Genomic DNA, 15,357 nt, shown 5'->3' with positions numbered 1-15,357 from the left:
TGGGGTGAAACACACGCCGCCGCCGTTGACGGCGCTGCGCGGCGTCGGCGGAAAAACCCTGGAGCGTCTTGAGCGCCTGGGATTGCATACGCTGCACGATCTGGTGTTTCATCTGCCGCTACGTTATGAAGATCGCACGGTTATCAAGGGTATAAACCAGCTGAGACACGGTGATTTCGCACTGATCGAAGGTTACATTGAAACAGTTGAAGAGCAAGGTATACGCCAGCACTCTCTGGTTTGTTATCTGAATGACGGTAACGCCAGCATCGGTCTGCGTTTTTTTCACTATAGCGCCGCACAGCGCGAGCGTATGCGCACAGGCGTTTTGTTGCGTTGTTTCGGCGAAGTTCGCGAAGCCGGGTACGGACGAGCAGGCAAGGAAATGACGCATCCCGAGTACCGGGAGGTTGCGAGCGGAGAGCAGGGCCGGATCGAAGCGTCGCTGACCCCTGTTTACCCGTCAACCGACGGCTTGCAGCAGCGCCTGTTGCGCAGGCTGATTCAGGATGCATTGACTTATTACCGTGACGATAGCGTAGCGGCATCGGCCTTGACGGACTGGCTGCCGCGGCGGGTTGTCGATGGCTTGGCTTTTCCCGCGCTGTTCGACGCCATCCAGACGTTGCATAGTCCGCCGCCCGGAAGCGATAGCGCAGACTCGATTAATCAAGCGCAGCAACGGCTGGCTTTCGAAGAACTTCTTGCCCATCATTTGAGCCTGAGCCGTTTCAAAATAAGCCGCACGAGGCGCGCGCCGTTAATGCGTCCGAATGCCGTATTGGAGCAAGCGTTCAGCGCTGTCCTGCCTTTTCATATGACAGCCGCCCAGCAACGGGTCATTGCCGAAATAGAACGTGATCTTGCCGGGGAAAAACCGATGATGCGCCTATTGCAAGGCGACGTCGGATCGGGAAAAACCGTGGTCGCTGCGCGCGCGGCATTGATCGCGGTGGCTTCAGGGTTTCAGGTCGCTATCATGGCGCCGACCGAGTTGCTGGCGGAGCAGCATTATCAGACCTTTTTACGCTGGCTGACGCCGCTGGGCGTCAATGTGGGATTCTTGAGCGGCAGGCAAAAAGCAAGCGAGCGGGAAACCGTTTTGTTTGCGCTCGGTTCAGGACTGGTTAATATCGTGTTGGGTACGCACGCCCTGTTTCAGGAAAGCGTGATATTTCAGCGTCTCGGGCTGGTTATTATCGACGAGCAGCATCGCTTCGGCGTGCATCAACGTCTGGCGCTGAAAGAAAAGGGCGGACGGGACGGCAACTGCCCGCATCAGCTGGTCATGACCGCGACGCCGATTCCGCGTACCCTGGCCATGCTCGGCTATGCCGATCTGGATGTCTCGGTTATCGATGAGCTGCCGCCGGGCAGGAAACCGGTACAGACGGTGGCGATGCCGTCCTCGCGCCGCGGTGAGGTTGTACAGCGCATTCATGACTGGGTTGGGCAGCGGCGCCAGGCTTATTGGGTGTGTACCCTGATCGAGGAATCCGAGCTGTTGTCCTGTCAGGCCGCCGAGCAGACTGCCCAGGCGCTGACCGCCGCTTTGCCGGGAGTACGCGTCGCTTTGATACATGGAAGAATGCGCGCCGCTCAGAAAGAGCAGGCGATGCAGGACTTCAAGTCCGGACTATATGATTTGCTGGTGGCGACCACTGTGATAGAAGTCGGCGTCGACGTGCCGAATGCCGGACTGATGGTGATCGAAAACCCCGAGCGTTTGGGGCTGTCGCAACTGCATCAACTGCGCGGACGCGTTGGACGCGGCGAAGGCGAAAGCTTTTGTGTGCTGCTTTATCAATCGCCGCTTTCGGTTACGGCAAAACAACGGCTTGGCATATTGCGCGCCACGCAGGACGGTTTTGTCATTGCGGAAAAGGATCTGGAGCTGCGCGGCCCCGGCGAGTTTTTAGGCGTGCGGCAAACCGGGTTGATGCAGTTTCGTGTCGCCGATCTGATACGCGATTCCGGCCTGCTCGATGATGTAAAAACGGTAGCCGAAGATCTGTTGCGCGATGAGCCCGAGTGCGTCGAGCCGCTCATATCGCGTTGGCTGGGGCAGGGCGCGCGCTATGCCGAGGTGTGATTTCCCCAATCAGGAGGATAACCGGGACGGCTCCCTGTTTTGTAGCCTGGGTAAGCAGTCGAGCCCTGCCGGCGTTCATGTAGCGTTGCGTCCGGCGATAGTTAATTGCCTCAATTATTCCTTAATCATAAAATAATCATTTCCATTTTAAGGCAGATTTTGTCGAAACGTAGCCAATTGCTTCTGCGCGAACCGCGCTGGCGTACTGCAAACACCCTCGCCCGGACGTGTATTCCCTTTCCCGTTGCATCCTGGATTTATGAAAACGGTTCGCTTACCGCCCGCTTGCGGCGTTTATATGGCGATAATTTCAAGTTGAGGGTGGTAAACCAATCCTGGCTGCATCCTTATCAGGATGAAGCGAGTTTATTGGGAATGCCTTCGTATCGACATGCTTTGATACGCGAGGTGTTATTGTGTAATGGCGGGCTTCCGATGGTGATGGCGCGCTCGGTCATGCCGTTCGATGTGCTGCAAGGGGGCGGCAAGCGCCTGACGCGGTTGGGTACCCGACCGCTTGGAGAAATATTGTTTTCTTATAGAGGCTTGCGCCGGGATTGCCTGGATTATGCCCGGATCGACGCTATCGACTGGCGGCAGGAGGCTGCGCGATTTGCCGGACGGGAGGCTGCGTGGGGGCGGCGCTCTCTGTACCGGGTCGCCGGCGGACATATGCTGGTTTGCGAGTTTTTTTTGTCTAAACTGTTGTTTTCTCTGTGAGGCAGGCGTGAGCGAATTACATACCAGGATTGCGCGCGGCATACTGTTCAGCTATTGGCGGCTGATGCGTCTCGATAAGCCGATAGGCGTATTTCTGTTGTTGTGGCCGGCATTGTGGTCATTGTGGATCGCCGGGAATGGTAAGCCTGATTTATTGATTTCCATGGTGATTGTTGCCGGAGTGATCGTGATGCGTTCTGCCGGCTGCGTCATCAACGACTACGCCGACCGCGAATTCGATCCGCATGTGGAGCGCACGCGCTTAAGACCGATAGCCGCCGGCGAAATAGCGCCAAATCAGGCGCTGCTGTTTTTTTTATTATTGATATTGCTGGCGTTCGATCTAACCTTGCTGCTGAATGCATTGACTATTTTGTTATCGGTAATCGGCGCATTTCTTGCCGCTTCCTACCCGTTTATGAAGCGTTACACCCATTTGCCGCAGGCTTATCTTGGCATTGCTTTCGGTTGGGCGGTACCCATGAGTTTTGCCGCGCAGACCGGGCAGGTGCCTGCTGTCGCGTGGTGGCTGTTTCTGGCTGTCGTGCTGTGGGCGCTGATTTACGACACGCTTTATGCGATGGTTGATCGAGACGACGACGTCACAGTCGGAGTCAAGTCCACTGCGATCCTGTTTGGGCGTCATGTGCGGTCTGTAGTCGCCGGCCTGCAAGCGCTGATGCTGCTTGTTCTTGGCTGGGTGGGTATACAGGCCGGGCTTGGATCTGCTTATTACGCCGGTTTGTCAGTGGGAGCAGGCTGTTTCGTCTGGCAGCAATATCTGGTGCGGGATGAAGAAAAGTCCGCTTGTTTTCGCGCTTTTTTGCATAACAACTGGTTTGGCGCCGCCGTATTCGCCGGTTTGGCCGTGGATGCATTATTGTGAAAGCATATTTCCTGCCAAATTCGGATTTCCGTAACGGCGCCGCCCGATGCGGCGCATTGTCGCAACAGGTGGTTTTATGATGTAATGCCGAACTGGTTCGTATGGTTCAGTGGACTTCTCCATCGGGGGTGGTCTTTGTTGCGCATAGGGACAGACGCCTCTGCAAAGTGGTTCGTTCAATCGGGTAATCGCAGCTCATTCCTGTGCCTATGGGGGGCTCCCCTGGCGGCGCAAGGCAGTGGCATGGCCGTAATTTTGTCTGAAAAACAGGCTCGAAATATGCTTATAAAAATAACCAAAGGCTTGGATTTGCCTATTACCGGCGAACCTGAGCAGTTGATATACAATGATGCAGGTATACCCGGCTCAGTCGCATTGACAGGCCTGGATTATGTGGGATTAAAACCCAGTTTGAAGGTGTCCGAAGGAGACCGCGTCAAACTGGGCGATGTTCTTTTTTTCGATAAAGCGGATTCGAAAGTGGTGTTTACCTCGCCGGGATCGGGGATAGTCAAGTCGATTAATCGCGGTGAAAAGCGCGTGCTGCAGTCGGTTGTAGTCGAACTGGACGGTCAGGACGAAGCCGGCTTTCCTTCCTGGAGTCAGCAGGAGCTGTCGGAGTTAAGCCGGGAGCAGGTTCGCGACAATCTGCTTGCTTCGGGGCTGTGGACATCCTTCCGCACTCGCCCGTACAGCAAGGTTCCCGGTTCCGACGCCGTTCCGCATTCGATCTTTGTAACGGCTATCGACACCAACCCGCTGGCCGCCAATCCGGAAGTCGTGGTCCGCGAGCGAGTCGAAGACTTCAAAAACGGTCTGGCCCTGATTGCAAAGCTGACCGACGGCAAGGTTTATCTTTGCCAGTCGCCCAGGCACAGATTCCCTGACGCCGGCGTGGCAAAAATGGAAACCGCCGAGTTCAGCGGGCCGCACCCCGCGGGTCTGGCCGGAACGCATATCCACTATCTCGCTCCGGTCAGCGCCACGCGCTCGGTGTGGAGCCTGGACTATCAGTCGGTAATCGCCATCGGCGCGCTGTTTACCACCGGACGGCTGAACGTGGAGCGCATCGTGTCGCTGGCCGGACCTTTGGTCAGACGTCCGCGTCTGGTTCGCACCCGCGTCGGCGCCAATCTTTGCGATCTGGTCAAGGATCAGCTCATAGCCGGCAAAGAGGCCCGGGTAATTTCCGGTTCGGTATTGTCCGGACGTCAGGTGGAAGGCGCGTTTACTTTTCTCGGCAGTTACCACAATCAGGTATCGGTGCTGGAAGAAGGCCGCGAGCGCGAGTTTTTCGGCTGGGTCGTACCGAGCGAGAAAAAGTTTTCGTTCCTGAACGTGTTGCTGTCGAGCCTGCCCAAGGCACGCGGCAAAAAGTTCCCGTTGAACACCGACAAATACGGCAGTCCGCGCGCGATCGTCCCGGTAGGCGTTTACGAGGACGTGATGCCTCTCGATATTCTGCCTACCCAGCTGCTGAAATCCCTGGTTATCGGCGATAGCGATCAGGCACAGTTGTTGGGTTGTCTCGAATTGGACGAGGAAGATCTGGCGCTATGCACCTTTGTCGATCCGGGAAAGCACGATTTTGGTATCGCGCTACGTCAGAATCTGACCCAAATTGAGAAGGAAGGCTAAGGCTAATGTCCAGTACTCGACAGTTTTTAGACAAGATCCACCCCTCGTTTGCCAAGGGCGGGCGCTTTGAGCGTCTATACCCCGTATATGAGATGGTGGACACATTTTTGTATTCACCCGCCGACGTCACACGCGGCAATACCCACGTGCGCGATGCGATCGATCTGAAGCGGGTCATGACCTACGTGTGGATTGCGGCATTGCCGTGCCTGGTGGTAGCGCTGTTCAACACCGGCTATCAGGCCAATAGCGCAATGCAGATGATAGGCTTGACATCGGCGCCCGGCTGGCGAGGTTTCATCCTCGATATAGTCGGCTACAGCCCTTATAACCCGATTTCGGTTTTTCTGCATGGAGCCTTGTATTTCTTCCCGGTCTACATTGTGACTCTGGCCGTGGGCGGTATCTGGGAAGTGCTGTTTGCAACGGTGCGTAAACATGACATCAACGAAGGCTTTTTCGTTTCTTCGATATTGTTCGCGTTGACCATGCCGCCGGATGTGCCGTTGTGGCAGGTGGCTTTGGGCATTTCCTTCGGCGTGGTAATGGGTAAGGAAGTGTTTGGCGGAACAGGCAAAAACTTCATGAATCCGGCGCTGACCGGCCGCGCCTTCCTGTATTTTGCATATCCCGCCTCAATGTCGGGGGATGCGGTATGGACGGCTGTGGACGGTTTCAGCGGCGCGACGACGCTGGGCGTGGCGGCGCTGAGCGGTCTGGACGGCATCCATGCCGCCGGGATTTCCTGGTGGGCGACTCTGTTCGGAATCGAGCCCGGCTCCATGGGAGAAACCTCGGTCATCGCCATACTGATCGGCGCGGCCTTCCTGCTCTACACCCGCATCGCATCATGGCGCATCATGGCGGGCGTGTTTCTGGGGATGGTGGCCACTTCGACGCTGTTCAACTTCATCAGCAGCGACAACGTGATGTTCACCGTGCCTTGGTATTGGCATTTGACCGTGGGCGGTTTTGCGTTCGGCATGGTCTACATGGCGACCGATCCGGTCAGCGCCGCGCAGACGCAGACCGGGCGCTGGGTCTTCGGCGCGCTGATCGGCGTGATGACGGTGCTGATCCGCGTTGTGAATCCCGCCTTCCCGGAAGGCATCATGTTGGCCATTCTGTTCTCCAACATATTCGCACCGCTGATTGATTACTTTGTTGTTCAGGCGAACATCAATAGAAGGATAAAACGTAATGTCTAGTACTACTAATCAGCTGAAGCAGCAAGTCTCCGACCTGTTTGCCCGCTGGGCGGAGCAGGCCAATATCTACGCGAAGCGCGTCCTTGCGCTTCCCAACGACAGTTTTGAGAAGACCATCGCCGTCGCATTTGCGCTGTGTCTGGTCGGCGCGGTGCTGGTTTCCGGTTCAGCGGTGATACTCAAGCCGTTGCAGGTCAAGAACAAGGCCGCGGACGAAAAGGTCAACATACTCGAAGTGGTCGGCATGCTGGACGCCAATACCAATGTTGATGAGGTATTCAAGCAATTCGAACCGAAACTGGTCGAGCTGGAAAGCGGCGATTACACCGATTTTATCAACCCTGAAACCTTCGATCAGCGCAAAGCGGCCAAGGATCCCGGTTTGAGCGTTGAGATACCCAAGGACAAGGATCTTGCCAAGATCGGACGTAAATCGAAGTTCGCCAAGGTTTATCTGGTAAAGGAAAACGGCAAGGTCAAGGCGGTGATTTTACCGGTCAACGGCTACGGCCTGTGGTCCACCATGTACGGATTCCTGGCGCTGGAAGGCGACGGACAGACCGTGATCGGACTCAACCTGTTCGATCAGGGCGAAACGCCGGGGTTGGGCGGCGAAGTGGTCAATCCGAAATGGAAGGCGCTTTGGAAGGGCAAGAAGGTTTACAAGGAGTCGGCGGAGCAGGGCATAGAGATTCAGGCCAAGCATCATACCGAAGTGGGTGAACCGGTGCTGAGCCTGGTCAAGGGATCGGTCGATCCGAGCCGTGCGGGCGCGCAGCATCAGGTCGATGGTCTGGCCGGCGCCACGCTGACCAGCAACGGCGTCAACAATCTGGTGCGTTACTGGCTGGGTAGCGAAGGCTTTGCGCCTTACCTGGCAAAACTCAGATCACAGAGAGGTTAAAACGATGGAAGCTGAAACCAAAAAAGTTCTGCTCGACCCGTTGGTCGACAATAACCCGATCACCCTGCAGGTACTGGGTATCTGCTCGGCGTTGGCGGTAACGTCGCAGTTGTCAACCGCCCTGATCATGAGTCTGGCGCTGACAGCGGTAACCGCTTTCTCGAGCGCCGGTATTGCGTCGATCCGCAACCACATTCCGAGCAGCATACGCATCATCGCGCAGATGGTGATTATCGCGTCGCTGGTTATCGTGGTCGATCAATTGCTGAAAGCCTTTGCCTACGATATCAGCAAGAAGCTGTCGGTATTCGTCGGTTTGATCATCACCAACTGCATCGTGATGGGGCGAGCCGAAGCCTACGCGATGAAAAATCCGCCGCTGGAAAGCTTCTGGGACGGTATCGGCAATGGCCTGGGTTACAGCCTGGTATTGATCACCGTCGCCATCGTCAGAGAACTGTTCGGTTCGGGCAAGCTGCTCGGCATGGAAATACTGCCCCTGGTCAAGGATGGCGGCTGGTATACGCCGAACGGCTTGCTGCTGCTGCCGCCGAGCGCGTTCTTCCTGATCGGCCTGCTGATCTGGGCGGTGCGCGCGTGGAAGCCGGCGCAGGTTGAAAAGGCCGATTTTACCATCAGCCACGCAGCGCACGGGGAGGCACACTAATGGAAGGTTTGATCAGTCTAGCCGTCAAATCGATTTTTATCGAGAATCTGGCGCTTTCGTTTTTCCTCGGCATGTGCACCTTTATTGCCGTATCCAAAAAAATCGGCACGGCAGTGGGCCTGGGCATCGCGGTCATGATAGTGCAGGCGCTGACCGTGCCTGCCAATAATCTGATCTACAGCTATCTGCTCAAGGAAGGCGCATTGTCCTGGGCCGGTCTCAACGACACCAATCTGAGCTTTCTGGCGCTGATGAGCTGCATCGGCGTGATTGCGGCGCTGGTGCAGATTCTGGAAATGACGCTGGATCGTTTCTTTCCGGCACTGTACAACGCGCTCGGCATCTTCCTGCCGTTGATCACGGTAAACTGCGCGATACTTGCCGGTTCGCTGTTCATGATCGAACGTGACTACAACTTTTCCGAAAGCGTGGTTTACGGCGTATCGAGCGGATTCGGCTGGGCGCTGGCGATTACCGCAATGGCGGGCGTACGCGAAAAACTCAAGTACAGCGACGTGCCGCCCGGCTTGAGAGGGCTGGGCATTACCTTCATCACCGCCGGACTGATGGCCATGGGATTCATGGCGTTTTCAGGCATACAGCTCTAAGGATAAAACGCTATGTTGGAAATTATTCTGGGCGTTACCTTTTTCACCGTTATCGTTATTGCGCTGGTGTTTGTCATCCTCGGCGCAAAATCGAAGCTGGTGGCGGAAGGTAATGTTGAAATTGAAATCAACCATGAAAAAAAGATCCATGTGCCGATCGGCTCCAAACTGCTGACCGCGCTGGCGGACAACAGCCTGTTTGTGTCTTCGGCCTGCGGCGGCGGCGGCACCTGCGGACAATGCAAGGTCAGGGTGACGGAAGGCGGCGGGGACATACTGCCGACCGAACTGTCGCATATCAGTAAGCGCGAAGCGGCCTGCGGCGAGCGTCTGGCATGCCAGGTGTCAGTCAAGCAGAACATGAAGATCCATGTGGAAGACTCTGTTTTCGGCGTTAAAAAGTGGGAAACCACGGTACGCTCCAACGAAAACAAGGCAACCTTCATCAAGGAACTGGTGCTGGAGCTGCCCGCCGGCGAGACTATCGATTTCCGCGCCGGCGGCTATATACAGATCGAATGTCCGCCTTACCATGCGAAGTACAAAGACTTCATTATCGAAGAGCGCTTCCGCGACGAATGGGACAAGTACAACCTGTGGAAGTACGAATCCGTGGTCAAGGAACCGGCCATCCGCGCCTATTCGATGGCAAGCTATCCGGAAGAGCGCGACATCGTCATGCTCAACGTGCGTATCGCCACGCCACCTCCAGGTAAGGACGACGTACCTCCGGGCATCATGTCGTCCTACATCTTCAACCTGAAACCGGGCGACAAAGTCACCATCTCCGGACCGTTCGGCGAGTTCTTCGCGCGCGAAACCGAGAACGAAATGGTATTCGTCGGCGGCGGCGCCGGCATGGCGCCGATGCGTTCGCATATTTTCGATCAACTCCGCCGTTTGAAGAGCAAGCGCAAGATGACGTTCTGGTACGGCGCGCGTTCCTACCGCGAAATGTTCTACGTTGACGAGTTCGACAAGCTGCAGGCCGAAAATCCGAACTTCACCTGGCACATCGGTTTGTCGGAACCGAAACCGGAAGACAACTGGACCGGCTATACCGGGTTCATACATAACGTTCTATACGAGAACTATTTGAAGAACCACCCGGCTCCGGAGGACTGCGAGTATTATCTGTGCGGTCCGCCGATCATGAACAGCTCGGTAATCAAAATGTTGCTCGATCTTGGCGTCGAGCGCGAAAATATCATGCTCGACGACTTCGGCGGCTAACCAGGCTTCCCGGTTGTACATGACGCCTTCTCTCCGGCAACGGGGGAGGGCGTTTTTGTTTGTCTGGCTGCATGAAAACCACTGGCAGTTGTTGCATGGCGGAACTGTGCTTATAAAATGCTGATTTTTTTGGCCTGTTTCCACTGGACATTGGCTTTTTGTGAAAGTAGTGCCGATTAAAAAAAAGATTCAGCATGTGTGATAGCGCGGAAGCCGTAGAAGACGGAAGCCGAGGCAAAGGCCCTGTCGAGACACGCCGTAAATCCATCCCTGGGGGCTCTCCGCGCCCATCCATGGCGCTGAAGGTCTCGCCAGACTTGCCTCGCTTCATCTTCAATGGCCGTGAAGTGTTTTTGTGAGCATTATTGATGGATGCGTAGCCTCGGGCGTATTGGTTTTACTGTACGCGGACTGTTGATGCGTCTTGTTATTTGTTATAGGATGTACGATATCTTGTTAATATTATGAAAGTTATGAAGTTTTGTCGTTTTTGCGTGGCTTTACGCTGCGATATGACGCAATGTTTTGCGTCATATCGGCCTGCTACTTTACGTTAGCAAAAAATGATCATCAGTATGAAATTTGAACTGCCACATAGAGATTCAGGGTATTATCCTCAAGTAGTATTGACTTTGAATGGCATTCCAGACGAAAAAATATTTCACATTGAACATGGGCTTATGCATCCTGTTGATATTTTTGTCACAACCTTTAACGACGCCACTGAAAGCGCATCACGATTAACAAAAAGAATAAACTCAATTATTTTATTAAAAAAAGAAAACGAGGACATTAGGCTGGAAGAAATAGATGATATTAGGGTAGATATATTCAATTTTCTGTTCTTCTCCGCAAACTTCATCGAAGCTTGTCAGTCAATAATAAAATCATTGTTCGAAAAAAACTCGAAGCAGGCCGGAAAGGCTGCGAGAGAATTCAATGGTCTTACAATAGAATATAGAGCTCACGTATCGAAAATAATAAACTTCATAAAGCATCAACACAGAAGAATTCGCCCTATTACTGGTGCATGGGGTAACAAAATAATTGTTGGCTATTATGTTGAAGGTGTGGTTGCTGCGAATGTAATAGGGCCAGACCCTGAGGTCCATCCTGACTCCAATAGTGCAATATCTCTCAATCGAGACATTCCATATCATGTAGTCAATTTGTATTTTATGTGCTCTTGTCTTGACACGATTGTAAGAAAACACATCAAGGTTGCACAAATCGCGCAGCCCAATCTCGATGGAAACAAAATATTTTCTCTGCTTCAGGAAATCAGTAAAATACCTTTAAATTATTTTCCAAACGAAATAAATAAATCCATACCATTAATTTCAACACATACATCACCCTCCGATCGCGCACTATTGGAGTACCCGGGAAGAAAAAAAGCTGAAAATCGCAAACCTCATAACATGAATATATCTTTAACATCAATAATGGGTGTACGTAGCAGGAGCCTTAAGCTTCCCTACTCTCCGATAGATAGTTGATTGCTAACCAAACGTTCGAGCGGACGCGATGGATGCTGCACTCACTTTTCCACTGAGTCGCGCGCGTCCGCTCAACTTTGCGTTAGACGAAAGCGGAGCATCGAAATGTCTAAAGAAGAACTCAACGAGAACGACCTTAATTTTCACATGGATAACATCCGAAAGTCTGAGGATCGCGGCAAAGAAGCGACTCGAAACTACGAGCTTAAACACGACCCGAACATAGTAGCGCGTCGCGACAAAGATGAGCCTGGAATACACCTTGAGGAGACTCAATTCCGCATCGAAGATACGTCTGGCGGAGTCGGGGTTCCGCAAGGAAAGCCGGATTGACTTAAATACCCAGACAGGGAGCAGTAAGTGCAAGACTGCTTCTTTAAGCGTTTCTTCCTTTGTAGGCATAATTTTTTAAAGGGAACCCCAATGACCAAAGAACCAAAATATTTCGCAACATGCCCGCACTGTCATACTCACATTTCTACGCTCGTTCGTATGCCGATCGACCTTTACGACGCAGAACAAGACAAGCGTCGTGTTACTTACGTAATTAAATGCGGGGAATGTTCTGCGATTCTTAAAGTGTCCGACTAATATGGGTAGTCGTTACCCGCGAGGTTAGCATGCCGCTCCCTCCAATGAATCCGCTTTATCTCCCTATACAAAGGAAAAATAAGACGCGCAAGAAATCTCGAAATGCGGTGTTCGTCTTTTAGCTGCTTAGGCCCGCTAACGGGAGCGCTCATAAAAACCTCTCAAGCCCAGGCGACTGCTCTCCGTAGCAGTCTAACGAGTAAGGTTAGATTGTGATCGCGAAGCGAGCCACAATCTGAACCGTTTGTTGGACGAGCCCGGTTGATACGAGGTTCCTATGGAAATAGCTTTTGGGGCAGTTCGGTTTTCGAGGGCGCTCGGTCATCATTCGCGCCCTTTCTATCCTTTTCATCATTGCCGTTGCAGCAACGCTTTTATTGAACCGAGCTTTCCCTGTGGAATTCTCCCGGTTTAGACCATTTTCAGGCCAGCCGCGTCCTTCAGCGCCTGAAGTCAGAGCCGGTAACGGGACGCGCGGGTGGGTGGGTGCGATTACATGTTCATCTCCGCTGTTGCTGCCCGCTATCCTGCTCCCTCCGCCATTGTGAAGCGGTCGTATCCCGGTTTGATGCCGGTGCGCACGATCTTCATTTCCCCGCCACAACAAGGGCAGCATAGCGTCGGGCGTTTTTTCGGCTCCACCCATACCGGATCGGGTATCCGATTCAAGAGCAATTGCAGCAGTTTGATCTGCCGTTTGCTGTTGGGATGTAAAAAGCCGAAGTTGCGGGCGCGGCGGAAGCCTTTGGGTAGAACGTGTTGCAGTATCATGCGTAAGAACGCGACACCGCTGACCGTTCTGCGCTCTATCTTTTTGGTTTTGCTGTTTTGATAGCGGTACGTCACCTGGTCGTTTTCGCAGCGGAGGATGTTCTTTTCCGGTATCACGCCACGGTACAGATAACGCCCCAGATAAACCAATGCCTTTTCGCCCGTGCCGACGTTTTTGCAATCAACCACCCATTTTTCCGGATAACGCCTGGGTAAGCCCAGCCCGGCTTGTCGGATGCCATCCAGCATTTTGGCGCGAAATACTTTGGCGAGGGCTTTGTGGTCGAACAGGTACTTCGCTTTTTTGGTGCGCCATAACCGCCGTTTGCTGTCAATCGCTGCGGCGGGTACGACCAGATGCGTGTGCGGGTGGTAATCCAGTGCGCGTGAGTGGGTATGCAATACGGCGACAGCCCCGGGGGTGCCTTGCAGCGCTTTGTCGTTTTGGCTGAAGCTATGTATCGTGTCCCAGGCACATTGCAGGATCAGTGGGTATATGGCCTGCTGGTTGTTCAAGGCAAGCGGGCGCAGTTCTGCCGGCAGGGTGAATGTGATCAGAAAATAGTCGCCCGGCACTAATTTTTCGACCTGTCGTTCGATCCAGCGCTGCGATTCGTGCGCCTGACAATGCGGGCAACTGCGGTGTCCGCAGGAGTGCGGCACCCGGATTTGATGTGCGCAGTCGCTGCATTCAGCCTGCATTTTTGGGCTCATGGCGCTGCGGCAGCTCCTGATCGCGGAAAGTGCGTTGCGTTGGCCTGCCAGGAGTTGGCCGGTGTATTGTTGCAAAAACCCGGCTTCGAAAGTCTGAATGATGTCGGCCAGCCGGATCATTTGACCTTCCCCCAGCCGATTGCGATCCGATCCATCAGCGCGTCGATGCGTGCTTTGGCATTGTTCTGGGTTTGGTGGGTGAGGCGGGTGTAGCGCGTGGTGGTGAGTATGGAGTGATGGCCGAGAATCTGCTGCACTTCGAGCAGATCGACGCCCGCTTCGATCAGGTGGGTTGCGTAGCTGTGGCGCAGGCTGTGCGGCGTGAGTTTTTTTTAATCCCGCAGGCCTGCGTTACGATACGCAAGGTGTTTTGCACGCCGCCACGGTCGAGCGGCGTGACGGCGCGATGGGCCTGCTTCAGACCGCCCAGCCGGTTGGGAAATAACAGTATCGGGTTGCGATGGACTTGCCAGAAGCGGCGCAGTACCCGCAGAGTGGCGGCGGGTAGCGGCACGAAACGATCCTTGTTGCCCTTGGCATCGCGGATATGCACACGCTGGCGCGTCGCGTCGATATCGCCGACTTGCAGCCGCAGTCCTTCGCCGAGCCGTAACCCCATGCTGTAAAGGGTATAAAAAAACACGCGGTAACTGAGTACGCGCGTGGCCGCGAAGATTTGTTGGGCTTGCTCGACCGTCACAATATCAGGCAACTGCTGCGATCTGGGCGGCTTGATCAGATCGGGCGCAACCCAGGGTTGGTGCAGCACATGCTCATAGTAAAACCTGAGGCCATAAAGGTCGAGTTTGACGGTACTCCATGAGTGGGATGCCAGCAGTTCGGCGAAATAATCGGTTAACTGCTGTTCGGTCAATGCGTCAATTTGAAACGCGAAACGCTCACCCGCCCGACGCACGGCGCGAGAATAAGCTTCGATCGTTTTGGGTTGCAAGCCATTGAGTTTAAGTCGCTTGAGAAGGGTTTGATAGTTTTGTTCGAAATCTCTGGGGAAATGTGGTTTCATTACGATACGTCCTCATGAGTAAAAAACCCCGAGCCGGGGATGAGGTTGCATTTTCATCTTTTTGAGCGTGCACTGGAATGCGAACTTGCTGGGGATGGGCTGTTTCTCCGCGTAGCGGCTTCGTCCAACAAGGGTATCAACGAGTGGCGCATTATCAAAGGCGAGAATCCGGCGCACGGTATCGCCAAGTTTCCCGAACAATCACGCGACAGGTTTTTGCAGGCCGACGAGTTACCCCGTTTTTTTGAATCGCTCGGACAGGAGGAAAACACCACGATCCGCGATTATGTGTTGATGAGCTTGCTGACCGGCGCACGCCGAACCAATGTTCTTGAAATGCAATGGCAGCAAATCAGCTTCGAGCGCCAAGAGTGGCGTATACCAATGACCAAAAACGGCACGGCTCAGGTAATCCCGCTGGGGCCGGAAGCTGTAGATATTTTGCGCGACCGGCAAGGATGTTGTGATACATGGGTATTCCCCAGTTCAGGCAAAACAGGCCATTTAGTGGAGCCAAAAAAAGCGTGGGCGCGAATACTGAAACGCGCGAATATCGAAAGCCTGCGTATTCACGATCTAAGGCGTAGTCTCGGAAGCTGGCAGGCCAAGACCGGCGCAAGCCTGTCCGTCATTGGAAAGTCGCTGAATCATAAGAGCGTCAATACAACACAGATTTATGCACGGCTGGATATTGACCCCGTGCGCGATTCAATGAACAAGGCCACCAGCGCCATGTTTGAAGCTGGCGGAATGAAAAAAGAATCGGCTCAGATTATCCAACTTAAGCAAGCAAGAGGTTAGA

15 protein-coding genes are annotated in these 15,357 nt (G+C 54.0%); 12 read left to right on the top strand and 3 right to left on the bottom strand.

From position 1 onward, the window contains the following. Positions 1-4: 4 nt before the first annotated feature. The 11 genes from recG (at position 5) to F6R98_RS11335 (ending at position 11,788) form a co-directional block, all read left to right on the top strand. On the top strand, positions 5-2,092 hold the full coding sequence (gene recG, locus F6R98_RS11385; protein WP_228124838.1) for an ATP-dependent DNA helicase RecG: 2,088 nt from the start codon (positions 5-7) through the stop codon (positions 2,090-2,092). A 159-nt stretch (positions 2,093-2,251) separates the two neighbouring features. Then, on the top strand, positions 2,252-2,812 hold the full coding sequence (locus F6R98_RS11380; protein ID WP_194269901.1) for a chorismate--pyruvate lyase family protein: 561 nt from the start codon (positions 2,252-2,254) through the stop codon (positions 2,810-2,812). A gap of 7 nt (positions 2,813-2,819) precedes the next feature. Then, complete coding sequence (gene ubiA, locus F6R98_RS11375) at positions 2,820-3,698, top strand: 4-hydroxybenzoate octaprenyltransferase (protein ID WP_265588088.1); 879 nt, start codon at positions 2,820-2,822, stop codon at positions 3,696-3,698. A gap of 279 nt (positions 3,699-3,977) precedes the next feature. Continuing rightward, a complete protein-coding gene (locus tag F6R98_RS11370) occupies positions 3,978-5,336 on the top strand; it encodes a Na(+)-translocating NADH-quinone reductase subunit A (RefSeq protein ID WP_153249124.1) in 1,359 nt (452 codons plus the stop codon). Between the two features lie 5 nt (positions 5,337-5,341). Continuing rightward, on the top strand, positions 5,342-6,544 hold the full coding sequence (locus F6R98_RS11365) for an NADH:ubiquinone reductase (Na(+)-transporting) subunit B (protein ID WP_153249123.1): 1,203 nt from the start codon (positions 5,342-5,344) through the stop codon (positions 6,542-6,544). Beyond that, positions 6,537-7,448, top strand: coding sequence for a Na(+)-translocating NADH-quinone reductase subunit C (locus F6R98_RS11360; RefSeq protein ID WP_153249122.1), 912 nt, complete (start codon positions 6,537-6,539; stop codon positions 7,446-7,448). The genes F6R98_RS11365 and F6R98_RS11360 overlap by 8 nt, the downstream gene beginning before the upstream one ends. Positions 7,449-7,452: 4 nt before the next feature. Next, on the top strand, positions 7,453-8,115 hold the full coding sequence (locus tag F6R98_RS11355) for an NADH:ubiquinone reductase (Na(+)-transporting) subunit D (protein WP_153249121.1): 663 nt from the start codon (positions 7,453-7,455) through the stop codon (positions 8,113-8,115). Further along, a complete protein-coding gene (gene nqrE, locus F6R98_RS11350; RefSeq protein ID WP_153249120.1) occupies positions 8,115-8,723 on the top strand; it encodes an NADH:ubiquinone reductase (Na(+)-transporting) subunit E in 609 nt (202 codons plus the stop codon). The genes F6R98_RS11355 and nqrE overlap by 1 nt, the downstream gene beginning before the upstream one ends. A 12-nt stretch (positions 8,724-8,735) precedes the next feature. Then, positions 8,736-9,956, top strand: a complete 1,221-nt coding sequence (nqrF, locus tag F6R98_RS11345) for an NADH:ubiquinone reductase (Na(+)-transporting) subunit F (protein ID WP_153249119.1) — start codon at positions 8,736-8,738, stop codon at positions 9,954-9,956. A gap of 575 nt (positions 9,957-10,531) precedes the next feature. Beyond that, the gene (locus F6R98_RS11340) at positions 10,532-11,455 is read left to right on the top strand and encodes a hypothetical protein (protein WP_153249118.1); all 924 of its coding nucleotides are present in this window, start codon (positions 10,532-10,534) and stop codon (positions 11,453-11,455) included. Positions 11,456-11,560: 105 nt separating this feature from the next. Beyond that, a complete protein-coding gene (locus tag F6R98_RS11335) occupies positions 11,561-11,788 on the top strand; it encodes a hypothetical protein (protein ID WP_153249117.1) in 228 nt (75 codons plus the stop codon). Positions 11,789-12,568: 780 nt separating this feature from the next. Here the strand turns inward: F6R98_RS11335 and F6R98_RS11325 are convergent. From F6R98_RS11325 to F6R98_RS11315, 3 genes are read right to left on the bottom strand one after another with little or no spacing between them, the layout of a single operon-like run. Then, positions 12,569-13,651 (bottom strand): IS91 family transposase, encoded by a 1,083-nt coding sequence (locus F6R98_RS11325; protein ID WP_153249029.1) that lies wholly within the window; start codon positions 13,649-13,651, stop codon positions 12,569-12,571. After that, entirely contained in the window at positions 13,648-13,815 is a 168-nt protein-coding gene (locus F6R98_RS22470) for a hypothetical protein (RefSeq protein WP_265588154.1), read from the bottom strand. Before F6R98_RS22470 ends, F6R98_RS11325 begins: the two co-directional genes overlap by 4 nt. Next, complete coding sequence (locus F6R98_RS11315) at positions 13,815-14,555, bottom strand: tyrosine-type recombinase/integrase (protein WP_153249031.1); 741 nt, start codon at positions 14,553-14,555, stop codon at positions 13,815-13,817. The genes F6R98_RS22470 and F6R98_RS11315 overlap by 1 nt, the downstream gene beginning before the upstream one ends. A gap of 216 nt (positions 14,556-14,771) precedes the next feature. Between F6R98_RS11315 and F6R98_RS11310 the strand changes: the two genes are divergently transcribed. Beyond that, on the top strand, positions 14,772-15,356 hold the full coding sequence (locus F6R98_RS11310) for a tyrosine-type recombinase/integrase (protein WP_265588087.1): 585 nt from the start codon (positions 14,772-14,774) through the stop codon (positions 15,354-15,356). Position 15,357 lies beyond the last annotated feature (1 nt).

The sequence above is a fragment of the Candidatus Methylospira mobilis genome (assembly GCF_009498235.1).
Taxonomy (GTDB): Bacteria; Pseudomonadota; Gammaproteobacteria; order Methylococcales; family Methylococcaceae; genus Methylospira; species Methylospira mobilis.
Note: the sequence above shows the minus strand (reverse complement) of the source record. Positions and strands in the feature narration are given on the sequence as shown.

What these genes read in the sequence shown, in the direction of transcription:
- F6R98_RS11365 (WP_153249123.1), top strand. Translation starts at nt 5,342, where the DNA reads ATGTCCAGTACTCGACAGTTTTTAGACAAGATCCACCCCTCGTTTGCC.
- F6R98_RS11360 (WP_153249122.1), top strand. Translation starts at nt 6,537, where the DNA reads ATGTCTAGTACTACTAATCAGCTGAAGCAGCAAGTCTCCGACCTGTTT.
- nqrE (WP_153249120.1), top strand. Translation starts at nt 8,115, where the DNA reads ATGGAAGGTTTGATCAGTCTAGCCGTCAAATCGATTTTTATCGAGAAT.
- F6R98_RS11335 (WP_153249117.1), top strand. Translation starts at nt 11,561, where the DNA reads ATGTCTAAAGAAGAACTCAACGAGAACGACCTTAATTTTCACATGGAT.
- F6R98_RS11355 (WP_153249121.1), top strand. Translation starts at nt 7,453, where the DNA reads ATGGAAGCTGAAACCAAAAAAGTTCTGCTCGACCCGTTGGTCGACAAT.
- F6R98_RS11340 (WP_153249118.1), top strand. Translation starts at nt 10,532, where the DNA reads ATGAAATTTGAACTGCCACATAGAGATTCAGGGTATTATCCTCAAGTA.
- F6R98_RS11315 (WP_153249031.1), bottom strand. Translation starts at nt 14,555, where the DNA reads ATGAAACCACATTTCCCCAGAGATTTCGAACAAAACTATCAAACCCTT.
- F6R98_RS11370 (WP_153249124.1), top strand. Translation starts at nt 3,978, where the DNA reads ATGCTTATAAAAATAACCAAAGGCTTGGATTTGCCTATTACCGGCGAA.
- F6R98_RS11325 (WP_153249029.1), bottom strand. Translation starts at nt 13,651, where the DNA reads ATGATCCGGCTGGCCGACATCATTCAGACTTTCGAAGCCGGGTTTTTG.
- nqrF (WP_153249119.1), top strand. Translation starts at nt 8,736, where the DNA reads ATGTTGGAAATTATTCTGGGCGTTACCTTTTTCACCGTTATCGTTATT.